Origin of the sequence: Rathayibacter sp. AY2B9 (genome assembly GCF_002931595.1) — a bacterium.
Classification (GTDB): Bacteria; Actinomycetota; Actinomycetes; order Actinomycetales; family Microbacteriaceae; genus Rathayibacter.
Genome location: NZ_PSUB01000001.1, coordinates 495,357 through 516,996 on the forward strand (window position 1 = coordinate 495,357; position 21,640 = coordinate 516,996).

Here is a 21,640-nt window from a genome sequence, read left to right on the forward strand (position 1 = left end):
CCCGCGCCGTCGCAGACGCGCGGTCGAGGGGCATCACGCCCCAGAAGCAAGGCCCCCTCGGACGCGACCGGTCGTCCGGGCGGAGAGTGGTTGAATGGCGAGCTGAACGGTTCGCCGAGAGAGATGTGAGGACCAGCCATGGCAGATCCGGCCCGGGCGAGGAAGCTCGCCGAACGTATCCAGGTGATCGTCGCGAAGCGGCTCGAGCGCGGTCTCCGCGACCCGCGCCTCGGCTTCGTCACCATCACCGATGTCCAGGTGACCGGCGACCTGCAGCACGCCTCGGTGTTCTACACGGTCTACGGCACCGATGAGGAGCGCGCCGATTCGGCCGCGGCCCTCAAGGCCGCCACCGGAATGCTCCGCACCGAGGTGGGCAGGAACATCACGTCCCGGCTCACGCCGTCGCTCGAGTTCATCCTCGACGCGGTGCCCGAGAACGCGAAGCACATCGAGGACCTGCTCGCCGCCGCGCGCAGCCAGGACTCGCAGGTGCAGTCGCTCGCCGCTCAGGCGGACTACGCCGGCGAGGCCGACCCCTATGTGAAGCCCCGCGAGGACGACGAGGACTAGGCGCCGAGCCCGAACACCGCGGAGCCCGTGGCGACGTCGACCGATTCCAGGACGACGACGACACGGGCTCCCGGCGTGAGCGGGGCCGGGAGGTCGACGGTGATCTCCGGGTCGAGCAGCTGGACCGAGGAGCGGGTGCGCGCCGAGGAGACGACGATCCCGCTGAAGGAGGCTCCTTCGCGGCCTCGGAGGACGGCGGCCTCGACGATGGCGGTCGCCGCACGGGAGGCGGCTCCGGCCCGGCGGTCGCTCGCGGCGAGGAGCGGCGGGAGCAGGGGCAGCGCCTCGCGCAGCTGCGACGGGATCGTTCCGCCGCGGGACACCGCGAGGCAGACGGCGAGGCCGAACCGGTCGACCAGGCGCCGCAGCGGCGCGGTGACGTGCGCGTACGGCGCGGCGAGGGCCGCCTGCGCGGGATGCTCCGGCGGGGCGCCGTCGAAGGCGGTGTAGCCGGCGCCGCGGAACAGGCTCGCCGCGGCGTACATGATGGCGAGCTGGGCGGGGTCGTCGGTGTCGAGGCGGCGCAGGTAGGCGCCGTAGGCCTCCTCCTCGGGCCACGGGACGCCGAGCGCCGCGGCTCGGGAGCGGAAGGCCGCGACGGTGGCGGGGTCGGCCTCGGGCATGGTCCGGAGGATGCCCACCCCCGCGTCGAGCATCATCGTCGCCGCCGCCATACCGGTCAGCAGCGAGACCTGGGCGTTCCAGCCCTCGACGGCCAGGGGAGCGCGGCGCTCGACCCGGTAGCCGCCGTCGGCGGCGACGATCTCCTCCTCGGGCAGTGTCAGGCTCGCTCCTCCGCGCTCGGCCTCGCGCGCCAGGCGCTCGGGTCCGAACCAGGGGAGGAGGGCGAGGGAGGGGTGCGGATCGCCCGCGTCGACGCTGCGCTGCACGCCCTCGTAGTCGAGCCGGGCCACGCTGCGCACGAGCGCCCGCTCGAGGTGCACCGAGCGCGGCTCCGCCCGCTCGTCGAGGGTCAGCGTCCAGACCAGCGCTCGGCGCGTCTCGTCCGGCAGGAGCGACGCGGTCCCCTCGGAGAGGACCGCGGGGTGCAGCGGGACGCGGCCGTCCGGGAGGTAGTAGGTCTGGCCGCGGCGGCGCGTCTCGGCGTCGAGCGCTCCGCCGGTGCGGACGACCGCGGGCACGTCCGCGATGGCGTAGCGGAGGACGACGCCCTCCGACGTGCGCTCCAGGTGGAGGGCCTGGTCCAGGTCGAGCGAGCCGGGCGGGTCGATCGTCACGAAGGGGAGGTCCGTCCGGTCGACGCGGTCCTCGTCGTCCGCTCCGGCGTCCGCGTGCTCGGCCTCGGCCAGCGCGGCCGGCGGGAACGGGCCGGGCAGGTCGTTCTCGACGCGGACCGCGGCGAGGGCGCGCTGGACGTCCTGGGCGAGGTCGACGTCGAGGGCGCGCTCGACGGCGGCGTCGGGGCGGGGGAGGCGGAGGCGGCGACCGGTCACGGCGCCGACCCTACCCGCCTCCTCCGACGCGGACGGCGGTCGACGGGCCCTCAGGAGCCGGGGAGGAGGTAGCCGTCCTCCGGGCCGCCCGTCGCCAGGCCGTCGGCGAGGAGCCCGGCCAGGGCGCGACCGCGTTGGTCGGCGTCCGGCCAGAGAGACTCCACCTCGGCCGCGGTGACCGGGCCGTGCGCGGCGCGCAGCTCGGCGAGGATGAGGCCGCGGACCTGGCGGTCCGAGCCCTCGAACCGCTTCTGCTTCGCCTTCACGGGCCCGGTGTGCTCGGGGTACCCCTCCGCCCGCCAGCGGCAGAGGTCGCGGATCGGGCACTCGTCGCAGCGCGGAGCGCGGGCGGTGCAGATGATCGCCCCCAGCTCCATCGCGCCCGCGTTGAAGGCCGCCGCCTCGGAGAGCGACTCGGGCAGCAGCGCCGACATCGCAGCGAGGTCGGCCCTCGCGCGGGGCGGGCCGGGCTCCGCCGCTCCGTCGACCGCGCGCGCGAGGACCCGGCGGACGTTGGTGTCGACCACGGGGTGCCGCCTCCCGTAGGCGAACACGGCGATGGCGCGGGCGGTGTAGTCGCCGATGCCGGGCAGCGCGAGGAGGGTCTCGACGTCGTCGGGGACCACGTCGCCGTGCTCCTCGGCGATCGCCACGGCACAGGCGTGCAGGCGCAGGGCCCGCCGCGGATAGCCCAGGGACTGCCAGGCGCGCACCGCCTCGCCGGGAGGGACGGCGGCGAGCGCGGAGGGTGTCGGCCAGCGCTCCAGCCACTCCGCCAGACGCGGGACGACGCGGACCACCGGGGTCTGCTGCAGCATGAACTCGCTGACGAGCGTGCCCCAGGCGGGGAAGCCCTCGCGGCGCCACGGCAGGTCGCGGGCGCTCGTGCGGAACCAGGCGGTGATCGCGTCGGCGAGAGGGTCGGAGGGCATCAGCCCACACTAGGCGGCGGCGCGTATCGTGGGCGGATGACCAGGTGGGCTCCGCAGAAGGCCGATGTGCTCGACGCTCTCGCGGCGGAGGTGCTGCACAACTACGGGCGCGGGCGGGTCAAGGTCGGGATCGACGGCGACGACCCCGCGGTGAGCGCGGCGTTCGCTCTCGACCTCGCGGAGGCGCTCCGCCGGGCCGGCAAGGACGCGATCGTCGCGCAACTCGCCGACTTCCGACGTCCCCGCGCCGATCGGGACGACCCCGCCGTGCCCGACGAGCAGCGCTCCTACGCGGCCGGGTACGACTACGAGCTCCTGCGCCGCGTGCTGCTCGATCCGTTCACCCTCGGCGGCAGCACCGGGTTCGTGCTCGCGGGCTTCGACGCAGTGCGCGACGAGGCGCGGCAGGCGCGCTGGCGGACCGCCGGCCGCGACGCGGTGCTGCTCGTCGACGGCGAGTTCGCCCTCCGGCCGGAGCTGCGCGGAGCGTGGAGCACCAGCATCCGCCTCGACACGCAGGAGCCGCCGGTGGACGCGGCGTACCGCGCCACGACGGACCCGCGCCGACTGGCGGGGATCCTCGTCGACATCCGCGACCCGGAGCAGCCCCGGCGCCTCTTCGCCGACTCCTGCTGAGCCTCGGGACGGAGGCCGCCGCCGCGGGCGGCATCCGTCCGACAGGGCCGCGGGCTCAGACCAGGGCGGCGCGGCGCACGACCTCAGCCGGCGGCACGAAGGCGCCCGCCCGCTCGACCTCGTGCACCAGGTCGACCAGCAGCTGGTTGACCGGTGCCTCGCGCCCGCCGCGGTGAGCGGTGCGGACCACGGCCCCGGCCAGGTGGTCGATCTCGCTCGGCACTCCGCGGCGGACGCTCTGCAGCGTCGACCCGGGGTTCGGCACCTCGCCCATCCGCGCGGCCATCCGGCGGGGGAGCAGCTCGACCAGGGGCAGGGGAGCGGCGGCCAGGGCGCGGACGGACGTGTTCGAGAGTCCCTGCAGCGAGCCGAAGCGGACGCCCGACGCGAGGCCCGTCCGGGCGGCCTCGCGCATCGACCGGGCGAGGACGCGCCGCAGCCCCGGATCGTCGATCGTCTCCTGGACCGAGAGCCCGGTGATCGCGGGCAGGGCATTGACCTCGTTGATCAGCAGCTTCGTCCACTGCGCTCCGGTGAAGTCGTCGGTGACGGCGGTGGGGACCGCCTCGCCGAGCACGGCGGCGGCCCGTCGGACGTCGTCGTCGGCCGGGCGGCCGGGGACGCCGAGCGTGGTCGTGGCAGGAGCCGTGACGGTGACCCGGCCGGGTTCGAGGTGGCTCGCGGCGAAGAGGGCGAGAGCACCCACGAGCCGGGCGTCGCGCACCTGCCGGGCCGCCGCGGTGAGTCCGTCCAGTCCGTTCTGGACGACGACGACGAGAGTGCCGTCGACCGTGCGGCGGTTGGTGCGCAGCGCGTCCTCGGCGTCCTGCGCTTTCGTGCAGACGAAGGCGAGATCGGGCACCAGGTCGAGGGACTCGCCGCAGCGGACCCAGGCGGTGTGCTCGCCCCACGCCCCGTCGAGCCGGATCCCCGACCGGCGGATCGCGGTGAGGTGGTCGCCTCGGGCGGTGACCTCGACGTCGTGCCCGGCGCGGTCGAGAAGGGCGGCGATGGTGCCGCCGACGGCGCCTGCTCCGAGTACTGCGATCCTCATCCGGACAGCCTAGGACGGGCGGGGGAGGGCTCCGGCCCCACCCCGGGGGTACTCCCGATCCGTCCGTGTATCCTCGCACCCGTGCTCGAGACCCCCGCCCCGGCTCCGAACGGGATCCTCCTGCTGGACAAGCCCGGCGGCATCACCAGCCACGACCTCGTCTCGCGGACCCGCCGCCGCGCGGGGACCCGCAAGGTCGGCCACGCGGGGACGCTCGATCCGATGGCGACCGGGCTGATGATCCTCGGTCTCGGCCCCTCGACGCGCCTGCTCACCTACCTCGTCGGCCTCGACAAGCAGTACGAGGCGACGATCCGGCTGGGCTCCTCCACCACCACCGACGACCAGGAGGGCGAGGTGCTCGCCTCGGCGGAGCCCGCCCTCGTCGCGGCCCTCGCCCCGGAGCCGGTGTCCGACGCGATCGCGGCCCTCACCGGAGCGATCGAGCAGGTCCCGAGCACGGTCAGCGCGATCAAGGTGGACGGCCGCCGCGCCTACGCCCGCGCCCGCGACGGCGAGGAGGTCGTGCTCGCCTCCCGCCCCGTGACCGTCTCGGAGTTCGCCGTCCTGGCGAGCCGCCCGGTCGAGGGGTTCCTCGACCTGGACGTGCGCGTCACCTGCTCCTCCGGCACCTACATCCGCGCGCTCGCCCGCGACCTGGGCGCGTCCCTCGGAGTCGGCGGCCACCTGACCGCGCTGCGGCGCACCGCGGTCGGCCCCTTCTCCGTGGCCCAGGCCGGCGAGATCGACGAGCTCGACGTCCCCGCCGCGCTCCTGCCGCCGACGCTCGTGGCGGGCGAGCTGTTCCCCCTGCTGCGCCTCGACGCCCAGGAGGCGGGCGATCTCGCGAACGGCAAGCGCATCCCGGCCCCGGAGGCGGTGGCGGGAGCGAAGGGCCTCCTCGCCGCGGTCGGCCCGGGGGAGCGGCTGATCGGCCTCGCCGAGCGGCGCGGCACCCAGCTCAAGAGCGTCGTCAACTTCCCGACCGAGGACCTGCGGACGGCCGCCTCGTGATCGAGTGGTTCACGATCCTCCAGGTGGGGATCGCCGTCGCGGCCGGCCTGCTCTGCCTCGTGCTCGGGCTGCTCGCCCGCCGTCCCTCGGACGTCTCGGTCGGCGCGACGGCGATCGTCGAGCTGCTGCTGATCGTCCAGCTGGCGGTCGCGATCGTGTCGCCGCTGGTCGGCAACCGCCCGTCGGGGAGCCTGCCGGAGTACTACATCTACCTGATCTCGGCGCTGCTCCTGCCGCTCGCTGCCGGGTTCTGGGCGCTCATCGAGCGGAGCCGCTGGAGCACCGTGATCCTGGGCGTCGCCTGCCTCTCGATCGCGGTCATGGTCTACCGGATGCACCAGATCTGGTTCTTCCAGAGCGCCTGATCGGGTCCGCCACCGGGCCCGGCCCGGCGAGCGCCTAGCATGGACGTGCGATGTCGAAACCAGCCAGCGATGCGTCCGGACGGGCCGCTCACGACCCCTCAGTCCCCTCGGCCCCCGGGAGCGGAGAGCCGAACCGTTCCGCCCGCTCGCGCGGGATCGGCAGCCTCCTGGTCGTGGTCTACGGGATCCTCGCGCTCGCCGCGACGGGGCGCTCCGTCTTCCAGATCATCGACCGGTTCGACGAGGCGCCGCTGGCGTTCTCGCTCTCGGCGCTCTCGGCCGTCGTGTACATCGTCGCGACGGTCGCCCTGATCGTCCCGGGCCGCGCCTGGCAGCGCGTCGCGTGGGTGACGATCACCTTCGAGCTGGTGGGCGTGCTCGTGGTCGGCGCGCTCAGCCTCCTCGCTCCGCAGCTCCTCGGGCTCGCGAGCGCCGACCCGTTCGGGCGCCAGTCGACGGTGTGGGCGGCCTTCGGCGCCGGCTACCTGCTCATCCCGCTCGTCCTGCCCGTGCTCGGCCTCTGGTGGCTCCGCGTGCAGGGGCGGCGCACGCCCCGGGCGGCCGCCTGATGCGCGTCGAGACCCGCCCCGGCGACCTGGCCGGGATCGGACCCTCCGCCGTCACGATCGGCAAGTTCGACGGCGTCCACTCCGGGCACCGGGCCGTCATCGGCCGGCTGCACGAGCGGGCCCGCGAGCAGGGGCTCGCCGCCGTCGTCGTCACCTTCGACCGCAATCCGCTCAGCGTGATCGCGCCGGAGAAGTGCCCGCCCGTCCTGGTCGGCAACGAGCAGAAGCTCGAGCTCCTCGCCGGGACCGGCGTGGACGCGACCCTGCTGCTCACCTTCGACGAGGCGTTCCGGGCGCTCTCGCCCGAGCAGTTCGTCGAGCAGGTGCTGGTGGAGGCACTCGAGGCCCGCGTGGTCCTCGTCGGCTCCGACTTCCGCTTCGGCGCCCGGGGAGCGGGCGACGTCGACCTGCTGCGCGTGCTCGGCGGGCAGCACGGATTCGATGTGGAGCTGATCGACGACGTGCGGCCCGAGGACGGGCGCCGCGTCTCCTCCACCTGGATCCGCGAGCTGCTGGCCGAGGGCGACGTGGAGCACGCGACGCGCCTGCTCGGGCACGAGCCCGTCGTCCGCGGCGTGGTCGTGCACGGAGCGAAGCGCGGCCGCGAGCTGGGCTTCCCGACCGCGAACCTCTCGCCGCAGTCGCAGGGCCTGATCCCGGCCGACGGCGTCTACGCGGGCCGGCTCACCACCGACGGCGTCACGCATCCCGCCGCGATCTCGGTCGGCAGCAACCCGACCTTCGTCGGAGTGCCGCCCAAGCAGGTCGAGGCGTACGTGCTCGATCAGACGCTCGACACCCTCGACCTCTACGACCGCGTGGTCGACGTGGCGTTCGTCGGCCGGATCCGCGGCCAGGTCGCCTACGAGGGCGTCGAGCCCCTCATCCGCCAGATGAACCACGACGTGGTGCAGGTCCGCGAGGTCCTCGGCATCGACTGAGCGGGATGCCGGCCGCCGCCTAGCAGGGGCCGCGGGCCCGCACCAGCGGGAGAGGTCCCGGGGCCATCGGCGTACCGTGGCCGCATGAGCGAAACCCCCTCCGACTCGGCGCGCCCCCTCGCGCTCGTCACCGGCGCGACCGGCTACATCGGCGGCCGGCTGACGCCGCGCCTCCTCGAGGCGGGCTTCCGGGTGCGCGTCCTGGTGCGCGACCCGCGCAAGCTGGTCGACGTGCCGTGGGCGGAGGAGGTCGAGGTCGCCCAGGGCGATCTCGGCGATCCGGAGTCGCTGGAGGCCGCGGTCGAGGGCGTCGACGTCCTCTACTACCTCGTCCACTCGATGGGCTCGGGCAACGACCACGCCCACTTCGAGGAGGTCGAGAGCCGCGCCGCGCAGAACGTCGCCACGGCCGCGAGGTCGGCCGGCGTCGGCCGCATCGTCTACCTCGGCGGCCTGCACCCCGAGGGCCAGGAGCTCTCGAAGCACCTCCGCTCGCGCGCTGAGGTGGGCCGGATCCTGATGGAGTCGGGAGTGCCGACGATCGCCCTGCAGGCGGGCGTGATCATCGGCTCCGGGTCGACCTCGTTCGAGATGGTGCGCCACCTCACCGACGTGCTGCCGTACATGCCCGCGCCGCAGTGGGTGCGCAACTTCATCCAGCCGATCGCCGTGCGCGACGTGCTGCACTACCTGATCGGCTCCGCGTCGCTCGAGGACGCCACGCTCAACCGCACCTTCGACATCGGCGGGCCCGACGTGCTCCGCTACGGCCAGATGATGAACGGCTACGCGGTCGAGGCCGGACTCCCGCAGCGGCCGATCGCGTCCCTGCCGGTGTTCACCCCGTGGCTGGCCTCGCAGTGGGTCAACCTGGTCACGCCGATCCCGCGCTCGCTCGCGGTGCCCATCATCGCCTCGCTGCAGTACGACTGCGTCGTGCACGAGCAGGACATCCGCGCGCTCATCCCCGACCCCGAGGGCGGGCTGACCTCCTACCGCCGCGCCGTCCGGCTCGCGCTGGGAAAGATGCAGGCGGGCGAGATCGAGACGAGCTGGCAGAACGCGGAGGTCGTCGGCGCTCCCAGCGATCCGCTGCCGAGCGACCCGGAGTGGGCCGGCCACACGGTCTACGTGGACCTCAAGGAGCGCCGCACCCCGGCCGACCCGGCCAAGCTCTGGCGCGTCATCGAGGGCATCGGCGGCACCAACGGCTGGTACTCCTTCCCGCTCGCGTGGGTGATCCGCGGCTGGATGGACCGCCTCGTCGGGGGAGTGGGCCTGCAGCGCGGGCGCCGCGACTCCGCGCGCCTGCACGCCGGCGACGCCCTCGACTTCTGGCGCGTCGAGGAGATCGAGCGGCCGAAGCTCCTGCGCCTGCGCGCCGAGATGAAGGTGCCCGGCGGGGCCTGGCTCGAGATGCGCGCCGAGCCCTCCGGAGACGGCGGCTCGGTCTACACGCAGCGCGCGGTGTTCTTCCCGCAGGGCCTCGCGGGCAGGCTCTACTGGTTCGCGATCCTGCCCTTCCACGGCATCATCTTCAACGGCATGGCCAACCGCATCACGGCCACCGCGGCCGACCTGCCGGACTCCGGCGACGAGCGCTCCCCTGGCGGGCGCCGGGTGCAGCGGTGACAATGGAGGGGTCCGGCGGCGGCGAGGCCGCCCGGGACGCCGACGAGAGGAGCACGATGAGCGAACGGTCGAGTACGGACGCGGGGCGCGGACTCCAGCTGGGGAAGGTCCTCTTCATCGGGGACAGCATCATCCAGGCGGGAGCCTGGGGCGAGTGGCTGACGGAGTCGACGGTCGTCGACGAGGGAGTCGGAGGGGCCACCACGGCGGACGTCGTCGCGCGGCTCGCCGAGCTGGTCGCGCAGGAGCCGGACACGGTGGTGCTGCTGATCGGCACCAACGACCTCGCCTGGCACCGCACGACGGAGCACGTCGTGCGCAACATCGAGACGATCGTCGCGACGTTCCGGCGCGACCTCCCGGACGTGCGCATCCTGGTGACCTCGGTCCTGCCGCGCGGACACGAGTTCGCGCCGCAGATCCGCGAGATCAACCGCCACCTGTGGCAGTTCGCGCCCACGGCGCACGCGGGCTACCTCGACCTGTGGCCGGTGCTCGCGGGCGAGGACGGCGGACTGCTCGAGCAGTACTCGCCGGACGGCCTGCACCTCAACGAGGACGGCTACCGCGCCTGGCGCGAGGCTCTGGGCCCGGCGCTCGAGGCGGTCGTGCGGATGCCTCCGCGGACCCGCCCGATCACGCTGCCCTACGACGAGTTCGCGCGGCCGAAGACGGCCTAGCGCAGCACAGTGGAGGGGGAGTCGACCGCAGGGTCGGCTCCCCTTCCGTCATTCCGCGGCCAGGGCGGCCTCGAAGGCCGCGAGGGCGTCCGCGGAGAAGAGGACGAACCGGACCTCGTCGAGTGCGCCGTCCGCGGTCGCCTCGCGGACCGTCTCCACCGCGATGCGCGCCGCGTCGTCCATCGGCCAGCCGTAGACGCCCGCCGAGACGGCCGGGAAGGCGAGCGTCCGCGCACCGAGACCGACGGCGGTGCGCACAGACTCGCGGTAGGCCGAGGCGAGGACGGCGCTGCGGTCCTCCGACCGCGAGTGGACGGGACCGACGGTGTGCACGACCCAGCGGGCGGGGAGGCGGCCGGCGGTCGTGGCGACCGCGGAGCCGGCGGGCAGGCCGTCCGGCAGCTCGGTCCCGCGGAGCCGGCGGCACTCGGCGAGGATCTCCGGTCCGCCCGCGCGGTGGATCGCGCCGTCGACGCCGCCGCCGCCGAGGAGCGACGAGTTCGCCGCGTTCACGATCGCGTCGACGTGCTCGCGGGTGAGGTCGCCGCGCACGGCTCTCAGGGTGGTCACGACTCCTCCTCCAGGCTTCGTCCGAGGGCAGCGATCGCCGCAGGTCCCACGCGGCAGCAGCCGCCGATCAGATCCGCTCCCGCGGCGCGCCAGGAGGCGACCAGCGCGGGGTCGAAGGCCGCGTCGCCTGCCCAGCGACGCTCGACGGCGTCCCACTCCTCGCCGCTGTTCGGGTACACGACGACCAGCTTGCCGGTGACGGAGCGGGCGATGCGGACCGCCTCGGCGACGTCGCCGGGCGGGCAGCAGTTCACTCCCACGCCGACCACCTCCTCGGAGGCGGCGGCGACGGCGAACGCCTCGGCCAGGGGCTCGCCGGCCGCGGTGCGGCCCGAACGGCCGCTCACGCAGATCCAGGCGGGGACCGAGGAGCCCGCGAGGGCCTCCACGACGGCCCGCACCTCCCGCACCGACGGGATGGTCTCGACGGCGAGCAGGTCGGGCCCGGCCGCGGCCAGGGCCTCCAGGCGCGGCCGGTGCCAGGCGGCGAGCTCGCCGACGGTGAGGCCGTCGTCTCCGCGGTACTCGGAGCCGTCGCCGAGGCTCGCACCGAAAGGGCCGACGGAGGCGGCGACCCAGCCGCTCTGCGCGCGCCGGGCCAGGTCGACGCTCTCCCGGAGGGCGCGCTCGGCGAGGCCCGGGGCCAGCCCCGCGGCTGCGAATCCGCTCGCGGACACCTGGTAGCTCGCGGTCACCGCGACCCGGGCGCCCGCCTCGGCGAAGGCGCGGTGCGCGGCGACGACCCGGCCGGGCTCCTCCAGCAGGACCCGGGCGCTCCAGAGAGAGGAGTCCACCGCGGCGCCCTGCGCCTCCAGCTCCGTGCCCAGGCCCCCGTCGAGCAGCAGCGGGCGCACCCGCGCCGCGGCGACGAGGCCGGCGGTCACGAGCGGTTGTTGGAGAGCTCGAAGATCTTCACGAGCTCGGCGATGGCCGCCTCGCGGGCGTCTCCGCCCTCCTCGAACATCGCGGTGATGTGCGTGCGGAGGTGGTTCTCGACGATGAGCTTGTTGAGCGAGCCGAGCGACTTCTGGATCGCGAGGGACTGCGTGACGATGTCGACGCAGTAGTCCTCGTTCTCGATCATCCGCTCGAGGCCGCGCATCTGGCCGCCCAGGATCCGGGCACGGTGCAGCGAGCGCTTCTTGAGGTCCTCGATCACTCCTCCAGCCTACGCGCCGCAGGCGGTACCCGGGCGGGGTATGCGCGCCTACGATCGAGGGGTGAGCACCCGCAAGCCGTCCCGCGCGACCGCCGCCCGCTACCCCTCGCGCGACCGCGCCCGCATGGCGCTCGCGCCCGGGATCCTCGGCGCGATCGTGCTGCTGGCCGGGCTCGCCCTCGTCGGCTCCGACGCCTACGACTTCATCCGCTACCCGGTCGCGATCCTCGCGGCGGTCATCGGCTGGTTCGCGATCCAGGCGCGCGCACTCCTCTGGCTGATCGGGCTCGTCCCCGTGCTCGTGCTGTGGAACCCGGTGCTGCCGTTCGCGTTCCCGGACGCGATCTGGTCCTCGCTGAGCCTCGCCGCGGTCGGCGTCTTCGTGGCGGCGGGTCTCGTGATCCGCGTCCCGACCCCGGAATGACGACGAGCGCGACCGTCCGCGCGGCGGAGCGCCGACCGGACCGCCCCGAGGAGTAGACTGGCGCCGCACCCGCACGCCGGGGATGCTGCGACCGGGTCCCAGACCCGTTGCTCGGAGCTCCCGACGGCCACCGGATGCACCGACGCCCGACGCCTCCCCGGAGGCGATCCGGCGGATGCACGGCGACGGCAGCGCGCGGGAACCCCTCCTCCGCCCCCCGTCACACATCGAGGAGGAGCATGGCTCGCAGCGGCCAGCGTCAGTCCGGTCAGACGCGACGAGCGTCGAACGCCGCCGGGAGCCGACCTCGATCGCGCTCGCGCGGCGTGGACAACGCGGGGATCATCCCGATCCTCGCCCGCCGCGTCCGCGAGGTGGAGGCGAAGGCCCAGACCGGCAAGGTCGGGCCGACCAACCGGACGAAGTTCCTGGTGATCGCCCTCCTGATGCGCGAGGAGCGCAAGCGGGTCAAGGTCGATCCCTCGCTCAGCGACGCGCAGCGCGCCGAGGAGATGAAGCGCCTCGACGGCATCGCCACGATCCTGGCCAAGACGGCCGCCCGCGACACCAGCCTGATCGCGCTGCTCGAATCGGAGGCCGGCGTCACGGCGGCCGCGCAGAAGCTCCGCCGCGACTGGCTGCTCGAGGCGGGCGCGGAGCTCAGCCCCGACGAGCTGCTCATCGTGACCGAGCCGGAGCCCAAGCCCGAGGTGCCGGTCAACCAGGTCGTGCCGCAGTCGGTGCGCGCCCGCCAGCTGGCGAACCCCTTCCTCCCGCCGGACTTCTCGATCGCCGAGGCCTCGGCTCCGGCGCCGCGCCGCAGGCTCGACGACTGGGAGCTGCTCGGGCCGCTCTTCAAGGCGTTCGAGTACGGAGCGGGCGGACGGGCCGCGAGCATGGAGCTCCCGGAGCCGCCGAAGCTCGACCGGGTCTCGCCGCGCGGCCGCGAGCTGATGCCGCACCAGGCGCGCTTCATCGAGAGCGCCCGCGAGGGGCACCGCAGCTTCCTGCTCGCCGACGAGCCGGGTCTGGGCAAGACCGCGCAGAGCCTCCTCGCCGCCTCGGTGGTCGGGGCGTACCCGCTGCTCGCGGTGGTGCCGAACGTGGTCAAGATGAACTGGGCGCGCGAGGTCGAGCACTGGACGCCGCAGCGGCGCGCCACGGTCATCCACGGAGACGGCGGCACGCTCGACGCGTTCGCCGACGTGGTCATCGTCAACTACGACATCCTCGACCGGCACATCGGCTGGCTCGGGAGCCTGGGCTTCCGCGGCATGGTCGTCGACGAGGCGCACTTCATCAAGAACCTCCGCTCGCAGCGCTCGCAGAGCGTGCTCGCGCTGGCGTCGAGGATCCGCGAGACCACTCCGGGGCACGATCCGCTGATGATCGCGCTGACCGGCACCCCGCTGATCAACGACGTCGACGACTTCCGCGCCATCTGGCGCTTCCTCGGCTGGATCGACGAGACCAAGCCGGGACCGGAGCTGATGGGCCGCCTCGAGGAGACGGGCCTCACCCCCGCCGACACGGGCTTCTACCCGGAGGCGCGCGAGGCCGTGATCGACCTCGGCATCGTCCGGCGCAAGAAGATCGACGTCGCCGCCGACCTGCCGTCGAAGCGGATCGTCGATCTGCCCGTCGAGCTGGACGACGACCTCGGCCGCTCCATCCAGAAGGCCGAGCGCGAGCTCGGCGCCCGCATGCTGCAGCGCTTCAGGGCGGTCACCTCCTCGATCACGCACGAGCTCGACGACGACGAGCGCGAGCGGTTCATCCGCATCGTGGCGCAGAGCGAGCTCGAGGAGTCGAAGTCGGCCAAGACCGGCGAGAACGTCTTCACCATGGTGCGCCGGATCGGCCAGGCCAAGGCTGCGCTGGCCGCCGACTACGCCTCGCAGCTGGCCCGCTCGGTGGGCAAGGTCGTCTTCTTCGCGAAGCACATCGACGTGATGGACCAGGCGGAGGACACCTTCGAGAAGCGCGAGCTGACGTCCGTCTCCATCCGCGGCGACCAGACCGCGGCGTTCCGCCAGACGCAGATCGACGCCTTCAACGAGGACCCGGACGTCTCTGTCGCCGTCTGCTCGCTCACCGCGGCGGGAGTCGGCGTGAACCTGCAGGCGTCGTCCAACGTGGTGCTCGCCGAGCTGTCGTGGACCTCGGCCGAGCAGACGCAGGCGATCGACCGCGTGCACCGCATCGGCCAGGAGGAACCGGTGACGGCGTGGAGGATCATCGCGGCGCACACGATCGACGCGAAGATCGCGGAGCTCATCGACGCCAAGGCCGGTCTCGCCGCCCGGGCGCTCGACGGCGCGGACGCCGAGACGGCCTCGGCCGACACGGTGCAGCTGGACGCCCTCATGCACGTCCTGCGCGAGGCGATCGGCTGAGCGCACCCGACCGGGCCGGCTGAGCGCACCCGGCCGGGCCGGCTGAGAGCTCAGCCGGTCCGGGCGAGCGGTGCGGCGAAGAAGTCCCTCTCGAACGAACTCGACCGCAGGAACGCGTCCCTCATCGCGGCGCGCTCCCTCGGTGAGGCGTCGCGGGCGGCCTGCTCCGTGAACTCGATCGCCCGCTCGGTGGCCGTCGCGAAGACCGGGTCGCCGTACGTGAGCAGCCAGTCCGCGTAGGGGTGCTCGGGATGCCCGGAGGCGGCGAGGCGCGACCCGACGTCGGCGTAGAGCCAGAAGCAGGGGAGCAGGGCGGCGACGATCTCGCCGTAGCCGCCGCGCGCGGCGACCGCGAGCAGGTGGTCGGTGTAGCCGCGGGTCACGGGCGCGGGCGTCGCGTCCCTGGTCCCGAGCCGGTCGCGGTGCAGCTGCGCCTCCGCCGCGAGGGCGGACGCCGAGCCCTCGGCCCAGAAGACCTGCTCGGCGGTGGTCGGCGCGCGCTGCGCCGCCACGGCCAGGACGCGGGCGTACTCGGTGAGGTAGAGAGCGTCCTGCTCGAGGTACCACTCGAAGTCCTCCCGCCCGAGGGAGCCGTCGCCGAGGGCCCGCACGAACGGGAGCGCGTCGATCTCGTCGCGGAGGGTCCGGGTCCGCTCCCAGACGTCCGCGCAGAACGCCGGAGGACGTTGCCGGTGGAAGTGGTCGATCGGGCCGTTGCCGGTGCCGACCTCCAGGGCGTCGGCGGCGCGCAGGGCGCCGGTCAGCCACTCCTTGGCCTCCGTCAGCGCCTCGACCAGGGCGTCGGAGGAGGCATCGCGCCCGGCCAGGAGCGTCGCCATCGCGGACGAGAGCGAGCACCCGGTGCCGTGCGTGTTCGAGGTGGCGACGCGCTCGCCGGGGACCTCGCGCACGAGGCCGTCGGGGGTGACGATCGCGTCCGGGGTGGCGGGGCCGTCGAGGTGGCCGCCCTTCACCAGCACGGCGGCGTCGAGGGCGCGGGCGAGTGCCGCTCCCTGCGCGAGCGCGGCCGGCCAGTCGGAGGCGGTCGGCTCTCCGGCCAGCACGCCCAGCTCGGGGAGGTTCGGCGTCACCAGGTCGGCGCGGCGGAGCAGGTCGCGCACGGCGTCCTCCGCCTCGGGAGCGAGCAGCCGGTGACCGCTGGTCGCGACCATCACCGGATCCACGACCACGACGGGCGGGCGGACCTCGTCGAGCCACTCGGCGACGACTCCGGCGTACTCGGCCGTGGCGAGCATCCCGATCTTCACCGCGTCGATCGTGACGTCGTCGCTCACCGCGTCGAGCTGCTCGCGGAGGAACGCGGCGGGCGGCAGGTGCACGGAGCGGACCCCGTGCGTGTTCTGCGCGACGAGCGCGGTGACGACCGCCATGCCGTAGCCGCCGAGCGCGCCGATCGACTTGAGGTCGGCCTGGACGCCGGCACCGCCGGTCGGATCGGTGCCGGCGATGCTGAGGACACGGGGGACGCGGGCGCCGGCGGTCATCGGTCCCACTCCGCTCGGATCAGGCGGGCGGCCGCCGCGGGGTCGGCGGCCGTGCAGAGCGCCGACACGACCGCGAGCCCGGCCGCACCGGCGAGGCGGAGTGGCCCCGCGTCCGCGGCTCCGACTCCGCCGATGGCGACGCAGGGCAGCGCCGCGGCCGCGGCGAGGGCGGCGAACCCGTCGACACCGAGGGGAGCGGGGTGGTCGGGCTTGGTCGCGGTGGGCCGGATGACGCCGACGCCGAGGTAGTCGACCGTCCCCGCGGGCAGGGCGCGGACGGCGGCGAGGTGCTCGGGGGTGTTCGCGGTGAGCCCGATCACCGCGTCGGGACCGAGCAGCGAGCGGGCGGCGGTGACGGGGAGGTCGGACTGCCCGAGGTGGACGCCGTGGACGCGGGCGCCCGCGAGGCGGGCGGCGAGGGCGACGTCGACGCGGTCGTCGACCAGCAGGGTCGTGCGCTCGTCGAGGACGGCGGCGACGGCCCGGGTCAGGGCGACGAGCTCGGCGGCGGGGGCGTCGTGATCGCGGATCTGCACGGTCGTGACTCCGCCCCGGACGGCGGCGGCGACCACCGCGGGCACGCCGCGCTGGCCGCACTGGGCGGTGTCCGTGACGAGGTGGAGCGAGAGGTCGAGGCTCATGCGATCCGCGCCCCGGCCTCGGCGTCGGCCGGCTGGAGGGCAGCGAGGGCGTCGATGAGGCCGACGGCGAAGGATCCGGGACCGCTGCTCGCGGCGGCGGCCCGCTCGGCGGCGAGGCCCCAGACCGCGGAAGCGCTGACGGCCGCGTCGAGCGGGCGGGCGCCCGCGCCGAGGAACGCCGCCATCACGGCGCCGAGCGCGCAGCCGCCGCCGGTCACGCGGGTCAGCAGCGGGTGGCCCCCCGTGACCCGGACGATCCGCTCGCCGTCGGTGACGAGGTCGACCGCTCCCGAGACGGCGACCACGCCTCCGGTGCGGCGGGCGAGGACGCGGGCGGAGTCGAGCGCCTGCTCGGCGGTGTCGACGGCGTCCACGCCGCGGCCGCCCGCACCGGCTCCCGCGAGGGCGAGGATCTCGGAGGCGTTGCCGCGGATGATCGCGGGCCGCGCCTCGAGCAGCTCCACCGCCAGAGCGGTGCGGACGGGCAGCGGGCCCACGGCGACCGGATCGAGCACCCACGGGGTGCCGGCGCGTCCGGCCGCGGCGACCGCCTCGCGAGCACCCTCGCGCTGCTCCGCTCCGGGCGTGCCGAGGTTGACGAGCACCGCGGAGGCGAGGCCCGCGAAGACGCCCGCCTCGCCGGGCAGGTCGCACATCGCCGGGCTGGCGCCGAGGGCCAGAAGGCTGTTGGCGGTGAAGCCGATGACGACCGCGTTCGTGATGCACTGCACCAGGGGCCCGGCGGCGCGGAGCTCGGCGAGATCGCGACCCACGGACGCCGGATCGGGCGCCGTGTCGGCGGGGAGGGTCGGGTGGACAGGCGTGCGAATGCTCATTCGCGACATCCCTTCGCTAGTACGAACTAGATCAGGTTCAACGGGTCTTCTCTCAGCCCTGGCGGGCACCCCGTGTCACTGCGCACGACCCTAGCAGCGGGCGCGGGCGCGCTCGCTGCTGCAGTGCGAGAGGAGGGAGCGGGCCGTCGTCGCCCCTTCGCCCGGGAGCGGCCGCTCAGCCGGTGAGGATCGTCGAGTCGCCGCGCGGCCCCACCGCGACGCGGAGGCCGATCGGCAGCCGCTCGCGCATCGCGTCGACGTGGCTGATCAGGCCGATCGTCCGACCGCCCGACCGCAGCTCGTCGAGCGTGCTGAGCGCCGTCTCGAGCGTCTCGGCGTCGAGCGAGCCGAAGCCCTCGTCGATGAACATGGTCTCGAGCGAGATGCCGCCGGACTGCGCCGTCACCACGTCGGCGAGGCCGAGGGCGAGGGCGAGCGAGGCGAGGAACGTCTCGCCGCCGGAGAGCGAGGCGGGCTGCCGGCGGACGCCGGTGAAGGCGTCGAGCACGTCGATCCCGAGGCCGGAGGCGGCACCGCGGTAGGCGAGCGAGTCGTCGTGGGCGAGGGCGTAGCGGCCGCTGGTCATCGCGTCGAGGCGGAGGTTCGCCGCGGTCACGATCTCCTCCAGGCGTCCGGCGAGGGCGAAGGCCTCGAGGTCCATCCGGCGCGTGTTCTGCCCCCGGCCGGAGACGGTCTCGGCCAGCGCGCGCAGCTCCTCGTGGCGGTGGAGACGCTCACCCAGCACGGCGAGGCGGCCCGCGGCCGTCGCGGCGAGCTCGGCCAGGCGCTCCGAGCGGTGCTCGAGCACGGAGAGGCCGGCTCGCGCCTCGTCGCGACGGGCGGAGGCCTCGCGCGAGCGCTCCTCGGCGGCGGCGAGGTCGACGGCCGTGCCCGGCAGTCCGCGGAGCTCCGGGTCGGACAGCACCGCCTCCGTCGCGCTCCGCCGTCGCTCGTGCTCGGCGACGACGGCCTCGGCCCGTGCCCGGTCCCCGCTGGCCAGCGCGGCCGACTCGGCCTCCTCGGCGGTCGTGAAGCCGCGCTCGGCGAGGACCTCGGCGAGCTCCTCCCGGGCGGCGGCGGCGGCCTCGGACCGCGAGACGGCCGCCTCCTCGGCCTCGACCAGGGCGACGGCACGGCGGCGCTGGGCACTCAGCTGCTCGACCCGCGAGGCGACGCTCGTCGCGCCGTCGCGGAAGGCCTCGACGCGCTCCCGCAGCAGCCGCAGCGCTTCAGCGGCGAGGGCGGACTCGTCGGCGCGGGCGCGGTGCTCCTCGCGAGCGGCGTCCCGTCCGGTCGTGAGAGCGTCGATCCGGGTGCGCAGCCGGGTGCGCTCGCGCCGCAGCTCCTCCATGCGGGCGGCGGCGCGGCGCGCCGAGGCGAGCCGCTCCTCGTGCGCCGGGCGGAGCGACTCCGGATCCGCGTCCTCGCCCACGCGCTCCTCTAGCGCCGCGAGAGCCCGAGCCGCGGCTCCCTCGCGCTCGCGGGCGCCGTCGAGGGCGGCGGCGGCGCGCTCCACCGCGACGCGGGCCCGGTCGAGGTCGTCGGTGCCGACCGTCGTCGGGCCGTCGTGCTCGGCCGGGCGGGGGTGCTCGCACGAGCCGCAGACGGGGCAGGGCTCGCCCGGCTCCAGCCGCTCGGCGAGCTCCCCGGCGAACCCGGCGAACCGGCGCGCGATCAGGGCGGCCTGCTCCGCGGCGCGCTCGCCGTGGACGCGCGCCGCGTCGGCGTAGGCCGTGCGGAGCCGCTGCAGGCCCGCCGCAGTGAGATCGCGCTCGAGGGCCGCGGCGATCCTCCGCTCGAGCGCGGCGAGCTCGTCGACGCGCGCGGGGACGGCGGCGGCCTCCCCGGCCAGGGACTCCTCCTCGCCGGCGAGCGCGTCGACTCGAGCGGGCAGCTCGCGCAGCTCCGCCTCGATCCCGGCTAGCGCGGTCGCCGCCGCCTGCTCGGCGCGCGCGGACCGCTCGGCGACGCGCTCCGCGTCGGGGAGCCGGCGCTCCTCGGCCAGCGTCTCGGTGAGGGCGCCGAGGACGGCGGCGAGCCGTTCGGCCGTCTCGGCGGCCGGGCCCCCGGACGCGTCCCCGTAGGCGTCGGCGGCGAGGTCGCGCTGCTGCCGGGCGGCCCGCTCCTTCTCGGCGGCTGCCCGGGCGGAGCGGAGCAGCGGCAGCACGCCGTCGGCCCGGCGCGCGCGCTCGATCGCGGCCCGCTGCTGCTCGACGTGCGCCTCGGCGACCACGAGCTCCTCCGCCTCGATGAGGGCGCGCCGGCGCCGCTCCTGGCCCCGGGCGATGCGCCGTGCCTCGTCGAGAGCGGTGCCCGCGGCCTCGTGCGCCGCGTCGGCCGCGGCGGAGCCGGCCCGGGCCGCCTCGAGCGGAGCGGCGAGCCGCGCCGGCAGCCCGGCGAACCAGGCGGCGTCCGGCAGAGGCGGCTCGGCTCCGTCATCGAGGAGCCGGACGGCCTCGTCCGCGAGCGCCGTCACGGCCGCGCGCTCCTCCTCGAGCCCGACGGCGCTCGCGTCGCGCTGCTCGAGCAGGCGGCGGCGGAGCAGATCGAAGCGCTCGGTCGCGAAGAGCGTGCGCAGGAGCCGCTGCCGGTCGTCGTTCTTCGCGAGCAGGAACTCGTGGAAGCGGTTCTGCGCCAGCAGGATCACCTGGAGGAACTGGTCCTTCGTCAGGCCGACGATCCGGCCGATGTCGGCGCCCACCTCCTTCGCGCTCGACGAGAGCCCGACCCAGGTGCCGTCGACCTGCTCCAGCAGCTCGACCTTCGCCGGCTGGGTCGTGGTGCCGGTGCCGCGCCGTTTCGGCCGCTCGTACTCGGGCGAGCGCCGGACGCGGTAGACGCGCCCCGCCGCCTCGAAGTCGAGCTCGGCGAAGGTCTCGTCCTCGGGGCCGCTGTGGTCGCTCCGGAGGCGCGAGGCGGTACCGTCGAAGCGGGGGACCGAGCCGTAGAGCGCGAACGCGATCGCGTCGAGGATCGTCGACTTGCCCGCTCCGGTGCGCCCGGCGATGAGGTACACGCCCACGTCCTCGAGCCGGTCGAAGTCGACGCACTGCTCGGCGCGGAACGGTCCGAGTCCGGCGAAGGCGAGTCGGCGGATCCTCACCGCAGAGCCTCGGCCTCGACGGCCGCGAGCGCGTCGAGGGTGAGGGCGCGCTCGGTCTCCGTGGCGCCGTGACCGCCGCGGACGTGGGCGAGGAAGTCGTCGACGACCTCCACGTCGCTCCGCCCGCGGATCCGCTCGGCGTACGCGCGCGGCTCGGCCGCGGCGTGCGGGGGCCGGTGCTCGAGCGTCGCGCAGCCGGGGAAGCGCGACTGCAGGCGCGCCATCGCGTCGAGCGGGCGCACGGGATCGGTGAGCGCCGCCGAGACCCAGTCGCCCTCCACCTCGGCCAGGGAGGGATCGCGCAGCAGCTGCTGGAGCTCGCCCTCGATCACGCTGAGCCTCCTCGGCACGGGGAGCGGCGACCACTCGACGCCCTCGAGCCCCTCGGGCCCGATCGTCACCAGCCAGGCACCGCGCGGCTTCGACGCCTCGCCGAACGAGTAGTGCAGCGGCGCTCCGGAGTAGCGCACTCCCGGCAGCAGCTCGGCGCGTCCATGGATGTGCCCGAGCGCCGCGTAGTCGGCCGCGGCGAAGTGCTCGACCGAGACGTAGTCGAGCCCGCCCGCCGTGATGTCGCGCTCGAGGACCGCGGCCGGGGCTCCGACCGCGAAGCAGTGCGCGAGCACGACCCAGGGACGGCCCGCCGCCTCGGCGGCGGCGCGCACCCGCGCCATCGCGAAGGCGAGCACGTCCTCGTGGCGGCGCAGCTGCTCCTCCGGGTGCCGGTGGCGGTAGAGGGCGGGCTCGAGGAAGGGGATGCCGTGGACGCCGACCTCGAGGCCGGACGCGTCGCGCAGCAGGACCGGCTCGGCGTACGCCTCGGGGTCGGTGAGGACGTGGACGCCCGCTCCGCGCAGGAGCCCCGCCTGGAAGCCGAGCCGGGCGGGGGAGTCGTGGTTGCCGCTGGTGAGGACGACCTCGGCGCCGGCCGCGCGGATCGCCTCGAGCGTGCGGGTGAGGAGGGTGTAGTGCTCTGCGGCGGGTACGGCGGAGTCGAAGACGTCGCCGGCGATCAGCACCGCGTCCACGCGCTCGGCCCGCACCGTCTCGACCAGGGCCTCGAGCACGGTCGCGAGCGCCGCCGTCGTGGAGTGCCCGTGGAAGGTGCGGCCGATGTGCCAGTCCGAGGTGTGCAGCAGCTTCACGGTCGTCCTTC

General features: G+C 74.9%; 21 protein-coding genes and 1 riboswitch. Of the genes, 10 read left to right on the forward strand and 11 right to left on the reverse strand.

Annotation, left to right across the window (positions count from 1 at the left end):
- Positions 1–138 precede the first annotated feature (138 nt).
- The gene (gene rbfA, locus C5C25_RS02345) at positions 139–573 is read left to right on the forward strand and encodes a 30S ribosome-binding factor RbfA (protein ID WP_104223052.1); all 435 of its coding nucleotides are present in this window, start codon (positions 139–141) and stop codon (positions 571–573) included.
- On the opposite strand, the gene C5C25_RS02350 is transcribed toward rbfA, so the two are convergent.
- Positions 570–2,027, reverse strand: a complete 1,458-nt coding sequence (locus C5C25_RS02350) for a ribonuclease catalytic domain-containing protein (protein WP_104249597.1) — start codon at positions 2,025–2,027, stop codon at positions 570–572. The two genes, rbfA and C5C25_RS02350, sit on opposite strands and share 4 nt — an antisense overlap.
- Before the next feature lie 50 nt (positions 2,028–2,077).
- Complete coding sequence (locus C5C25_RS02355) at positions 2,078–2,959, reverse strand: A/G-specific adenine glycosylase (RefSeq protein WP_104249598.1); 882 nt, start codon at positions 2,957–2,959, stop codon at positions 2,078–2,080.
- A 36-nt stretch (positions 2,960–2,995) separates the two neighbouring features.
- On the opposite strand from C5C25_RS02355, the gene C5C25_RS02360 reads away from it, so the two are divergent.
- Positions 2,996–3,595, forward strand: coding sequence for a hypothetical protein (locus C5C25_RS02360; protein WP_146079414.1), 600 nt, complete (start codon positions 2,996–2,998; stop codon positions 3,593–3,595).
- 55 nt (positions 3,596–3,650) lie between these two features.
- Here C5C25_RS02360 and C5C25_RS02365 read toward each other — a convergent pair whose 3' ends face one another.
- Entirely contained in the window at positions 3,651–4,649 is a 999-nt protein-coding gene (locus tag C5C25_RS02365; protein ID WP_104249600.1) for a ketopantoate reductase family protein, read from the reverse strand.
- 81 nt (positions 4,650–4,730) lie between these two features.
- Here C5C25_RS02365 and truB point away from each other — a divergent pair, with 81 nt between their 5' ends.
- From truB to C5C25_RS02395, 6 genes are all read left to right on the forward strand, one after another.
- Positions 4,731–5,663 carry a tRNA pseudouridine(55) synthase TruB gene (gene truB / locus C5C25_RS02370; RefSeq protein WP_104249601.1) on the forward strand — a complete coding sequence of 311 codons (933 nt, stop codon included), beginning with the start codon at positions 4,731–4,733 and terminating at the stop codon, positions 5,661–5,663.
- A complete protein-coding gene (locus C5C25_RS02375) occupies positions 5,660–6,028 on the forward strand; it encodes a hypothetical protein (protein ID WP_104223058.1) in 369 nt (122 codons plus the stop codon). The genes truB and C5C25_RS02375 overlap by 4 nt, the downstream gene beginning before the upstream one ends.
- A gap of 50 nt (positions 6,029–6,078) precedes the next feature.
- Entirely contained in the window at positions 6,079–6,597 is a 519-nt protein-coding gene (locus tag C5C25_RS02380; protein ID WP_258066596.1) for a hypothetical protein, read from the forward strand.
- Positions 6,597–7,538, forward strand: a complete 942-nt coding sequence (locus C5C25_RS02385) for a bifunctional riboflavin kinase/FAD synthetase (RefSeq protein WP_104249656.1) — start codon at positions 6,597–6,599, stop codon at positions 7,536–7,538. Before C5C25_RS02380 ends, C5C25_RS02385 begins: the two co-directional genes overlap by 1 nt.
- An 84-nt stretch (positions 7,539–7,622) precedes the next feature.
- The gene (locus C5C25_RS02390) at positions 7,623–9,170 is read left to right on the forward strand and encodes an SDR family oxidoreductase (protein ID WP_104225599.1); all 1,548 of its coding nucleotides are present in this window, start codon (positions 7,623–7,625) and stop codon (positions 9,168–9,170) included.
- A gap of 56 nt (positions 9,171–9,226) precedes the next feature.
- Entirely contained in the window at positions 9,227–9,850 is a 624-nt protein-coding gene (locus C5C25_RS02395; protein WP_104225671.1) for a GDSL-type esterase/lipase family protein, read from the forward strand.
- A 48-nt stretch (positions 9,851–9,898) separates the two neighbouring features.
- Here the strand turns inward: C5C25_RS02395 and C5C25_RS02400 are convergent, their stop codons facing one another.
- The 3 genes from C5C25_RS02400 to C5C25_RS02410 are packed head-to-tail and all read right to left on the reverse strand — an operon-like array spanning position 9,899 to position 11,579.
- Entirely contained in the window at positions 9,899–10,420 is a 522-nt protein-coding gene (locus tag C5C25_RS02400; RefSeq protein WP_104225600.1) for an O-acetyl-ADP-ribose deacetylase, read from the reverse strand.
- Complete coding sequence (gene mmuM / locus C5C25_RS02405; protein WP_104249602.1) at positions 10,417–11,304, reverse strand: homocysteine S-methyltransferase; 888 nt, start codon at positions 11,302–11,304, stop codon at positions 10,417–10,419. The genes C5C25_RS02400 and mmuM overlap by 4 nt, the downstream gene beginning before the upstream one ends.
- Positions 11,301–11,579, reverse strand: coding sequence for a metal-sensitive transcriptional regulator (locus C5C25_RS02410; protein ID WP_104223062.1), 279 nt, complete (start codon positions 11,577–11,579; stop codon positions 11,301–11,303). The genes mmuM and C5C25_RS02410 overlap by 4 nt, the downstream gene beginning before the upstream one ends.
- A gap of 61 nt (positions 11,580–11,640) precedes the next feature.
- Between C5C25_RS02410 and C5C25_RS02415 the strand changes: the two genes are divergently transcribed.
- Positions 11,641–12,003 (forward strand): DUF6804 family protein, encoded by a 363-nt coding sequence (locus C5C25_RS02415; protein ID WP_244229446.1) that lies wholly within the window; start codon positions 11,641–11,643, stop codon positions 12,001–12,003.
- A gap of 239 nt (positions 12,004–12,242) precedes the next feature.
- Positions 12,243–14,399, forward strand: coding sequence for a DEAD/DEAH box helicase (locus C5C25_RS02420; RefSeq protein ID WP_104225603.1), 2,157 nt, complete (start codon positions 12,243–12,245; stop codon positions 14,397–14,399).
- Between the two features lie 50 nt (positions 14,400–14,449).
- Here the strand turns inward: C5C25_RS02420 and thiD are convergent, their stop codons facing one another.
- From thiD to C5C25_RS02445, 5 genes are all read right to left on the reverse strand, one after another.
- The gene (thiD, locus tag C5C25_RS02425) at positions 14,450–15,904 is read right to left on the reverse strand and encodes a bifunctional hydroxymethylpyrimidine kinase/phosphomethylpyrimidine kinase (protein ID WP_104249603.1); all 1,455 of its coding nucleotides are present in this window, start codon (positions 15,902–15,904) and stop codon (positions 14,450–14,452) included.
- Positions 15,901–16,545: a thiamine phosphate synthase gene (gene thiE / locus C5C25_RS02430; RefSeq protein WP_104249604.1), complete on the reverse strand. Its 645-nt coding sequence runs from the start codon at positions 16,543–16,545 to the stop codon at positions 15,901–15,903. The genes thiD and thiE overlap by 4 nt, the downstream gene beginning before the upstream one ends.
- Positions 16,542–17,381 carry a hydroxyethylthiazole kinase gene (gene thiM / locus C5C25_RS02435; RefSeq protein WP_104249605.1) on the reverse strand — a complete coding sequence of 280 codons (840 nt, stop codon included), beginning with the start codon at positions 17,379–17,381 and terminating at the stop codon, positions 16,542–16,544. Before thiM ends, thiE begins: the two co-directional genes overlap by 4 nt.
- A riboswitch (TPP riboswitch) is annotated at positions 17,373–17,464 on the reverse strand. Its footprint overlaps the gene before it by 9 nt.
- Before the next feature lie 92 nt (positions 17,465–17,556).
- The gene (locus C5C25_RS02440) at positions 17,557–20,484 is read right to left on the reverse strand and encodes an AAA family ATPase (RefSeq protein WP_104249606.1); all 2,928 of its coding nucleotides are present in this window, start codon (positions 20,482–20,484) and stop codon (positions 17,557–17,559) included.
- Entirely contained in the window at positions 20,481–21,629 is a 1,149-nt protein-coding gene (locus C5C25_RS02445) for an exonuclease SbcCD subunit D (protein WP_104249607.1), read from the reverse strand. Before C5C25_RS02445 ends, C5C25_RS02440 begins: the two co-directional genes overlap by 4 nt.
- Between the last annotated feature and the right edge of the window lie 11 nt (positions 21,630–21,640).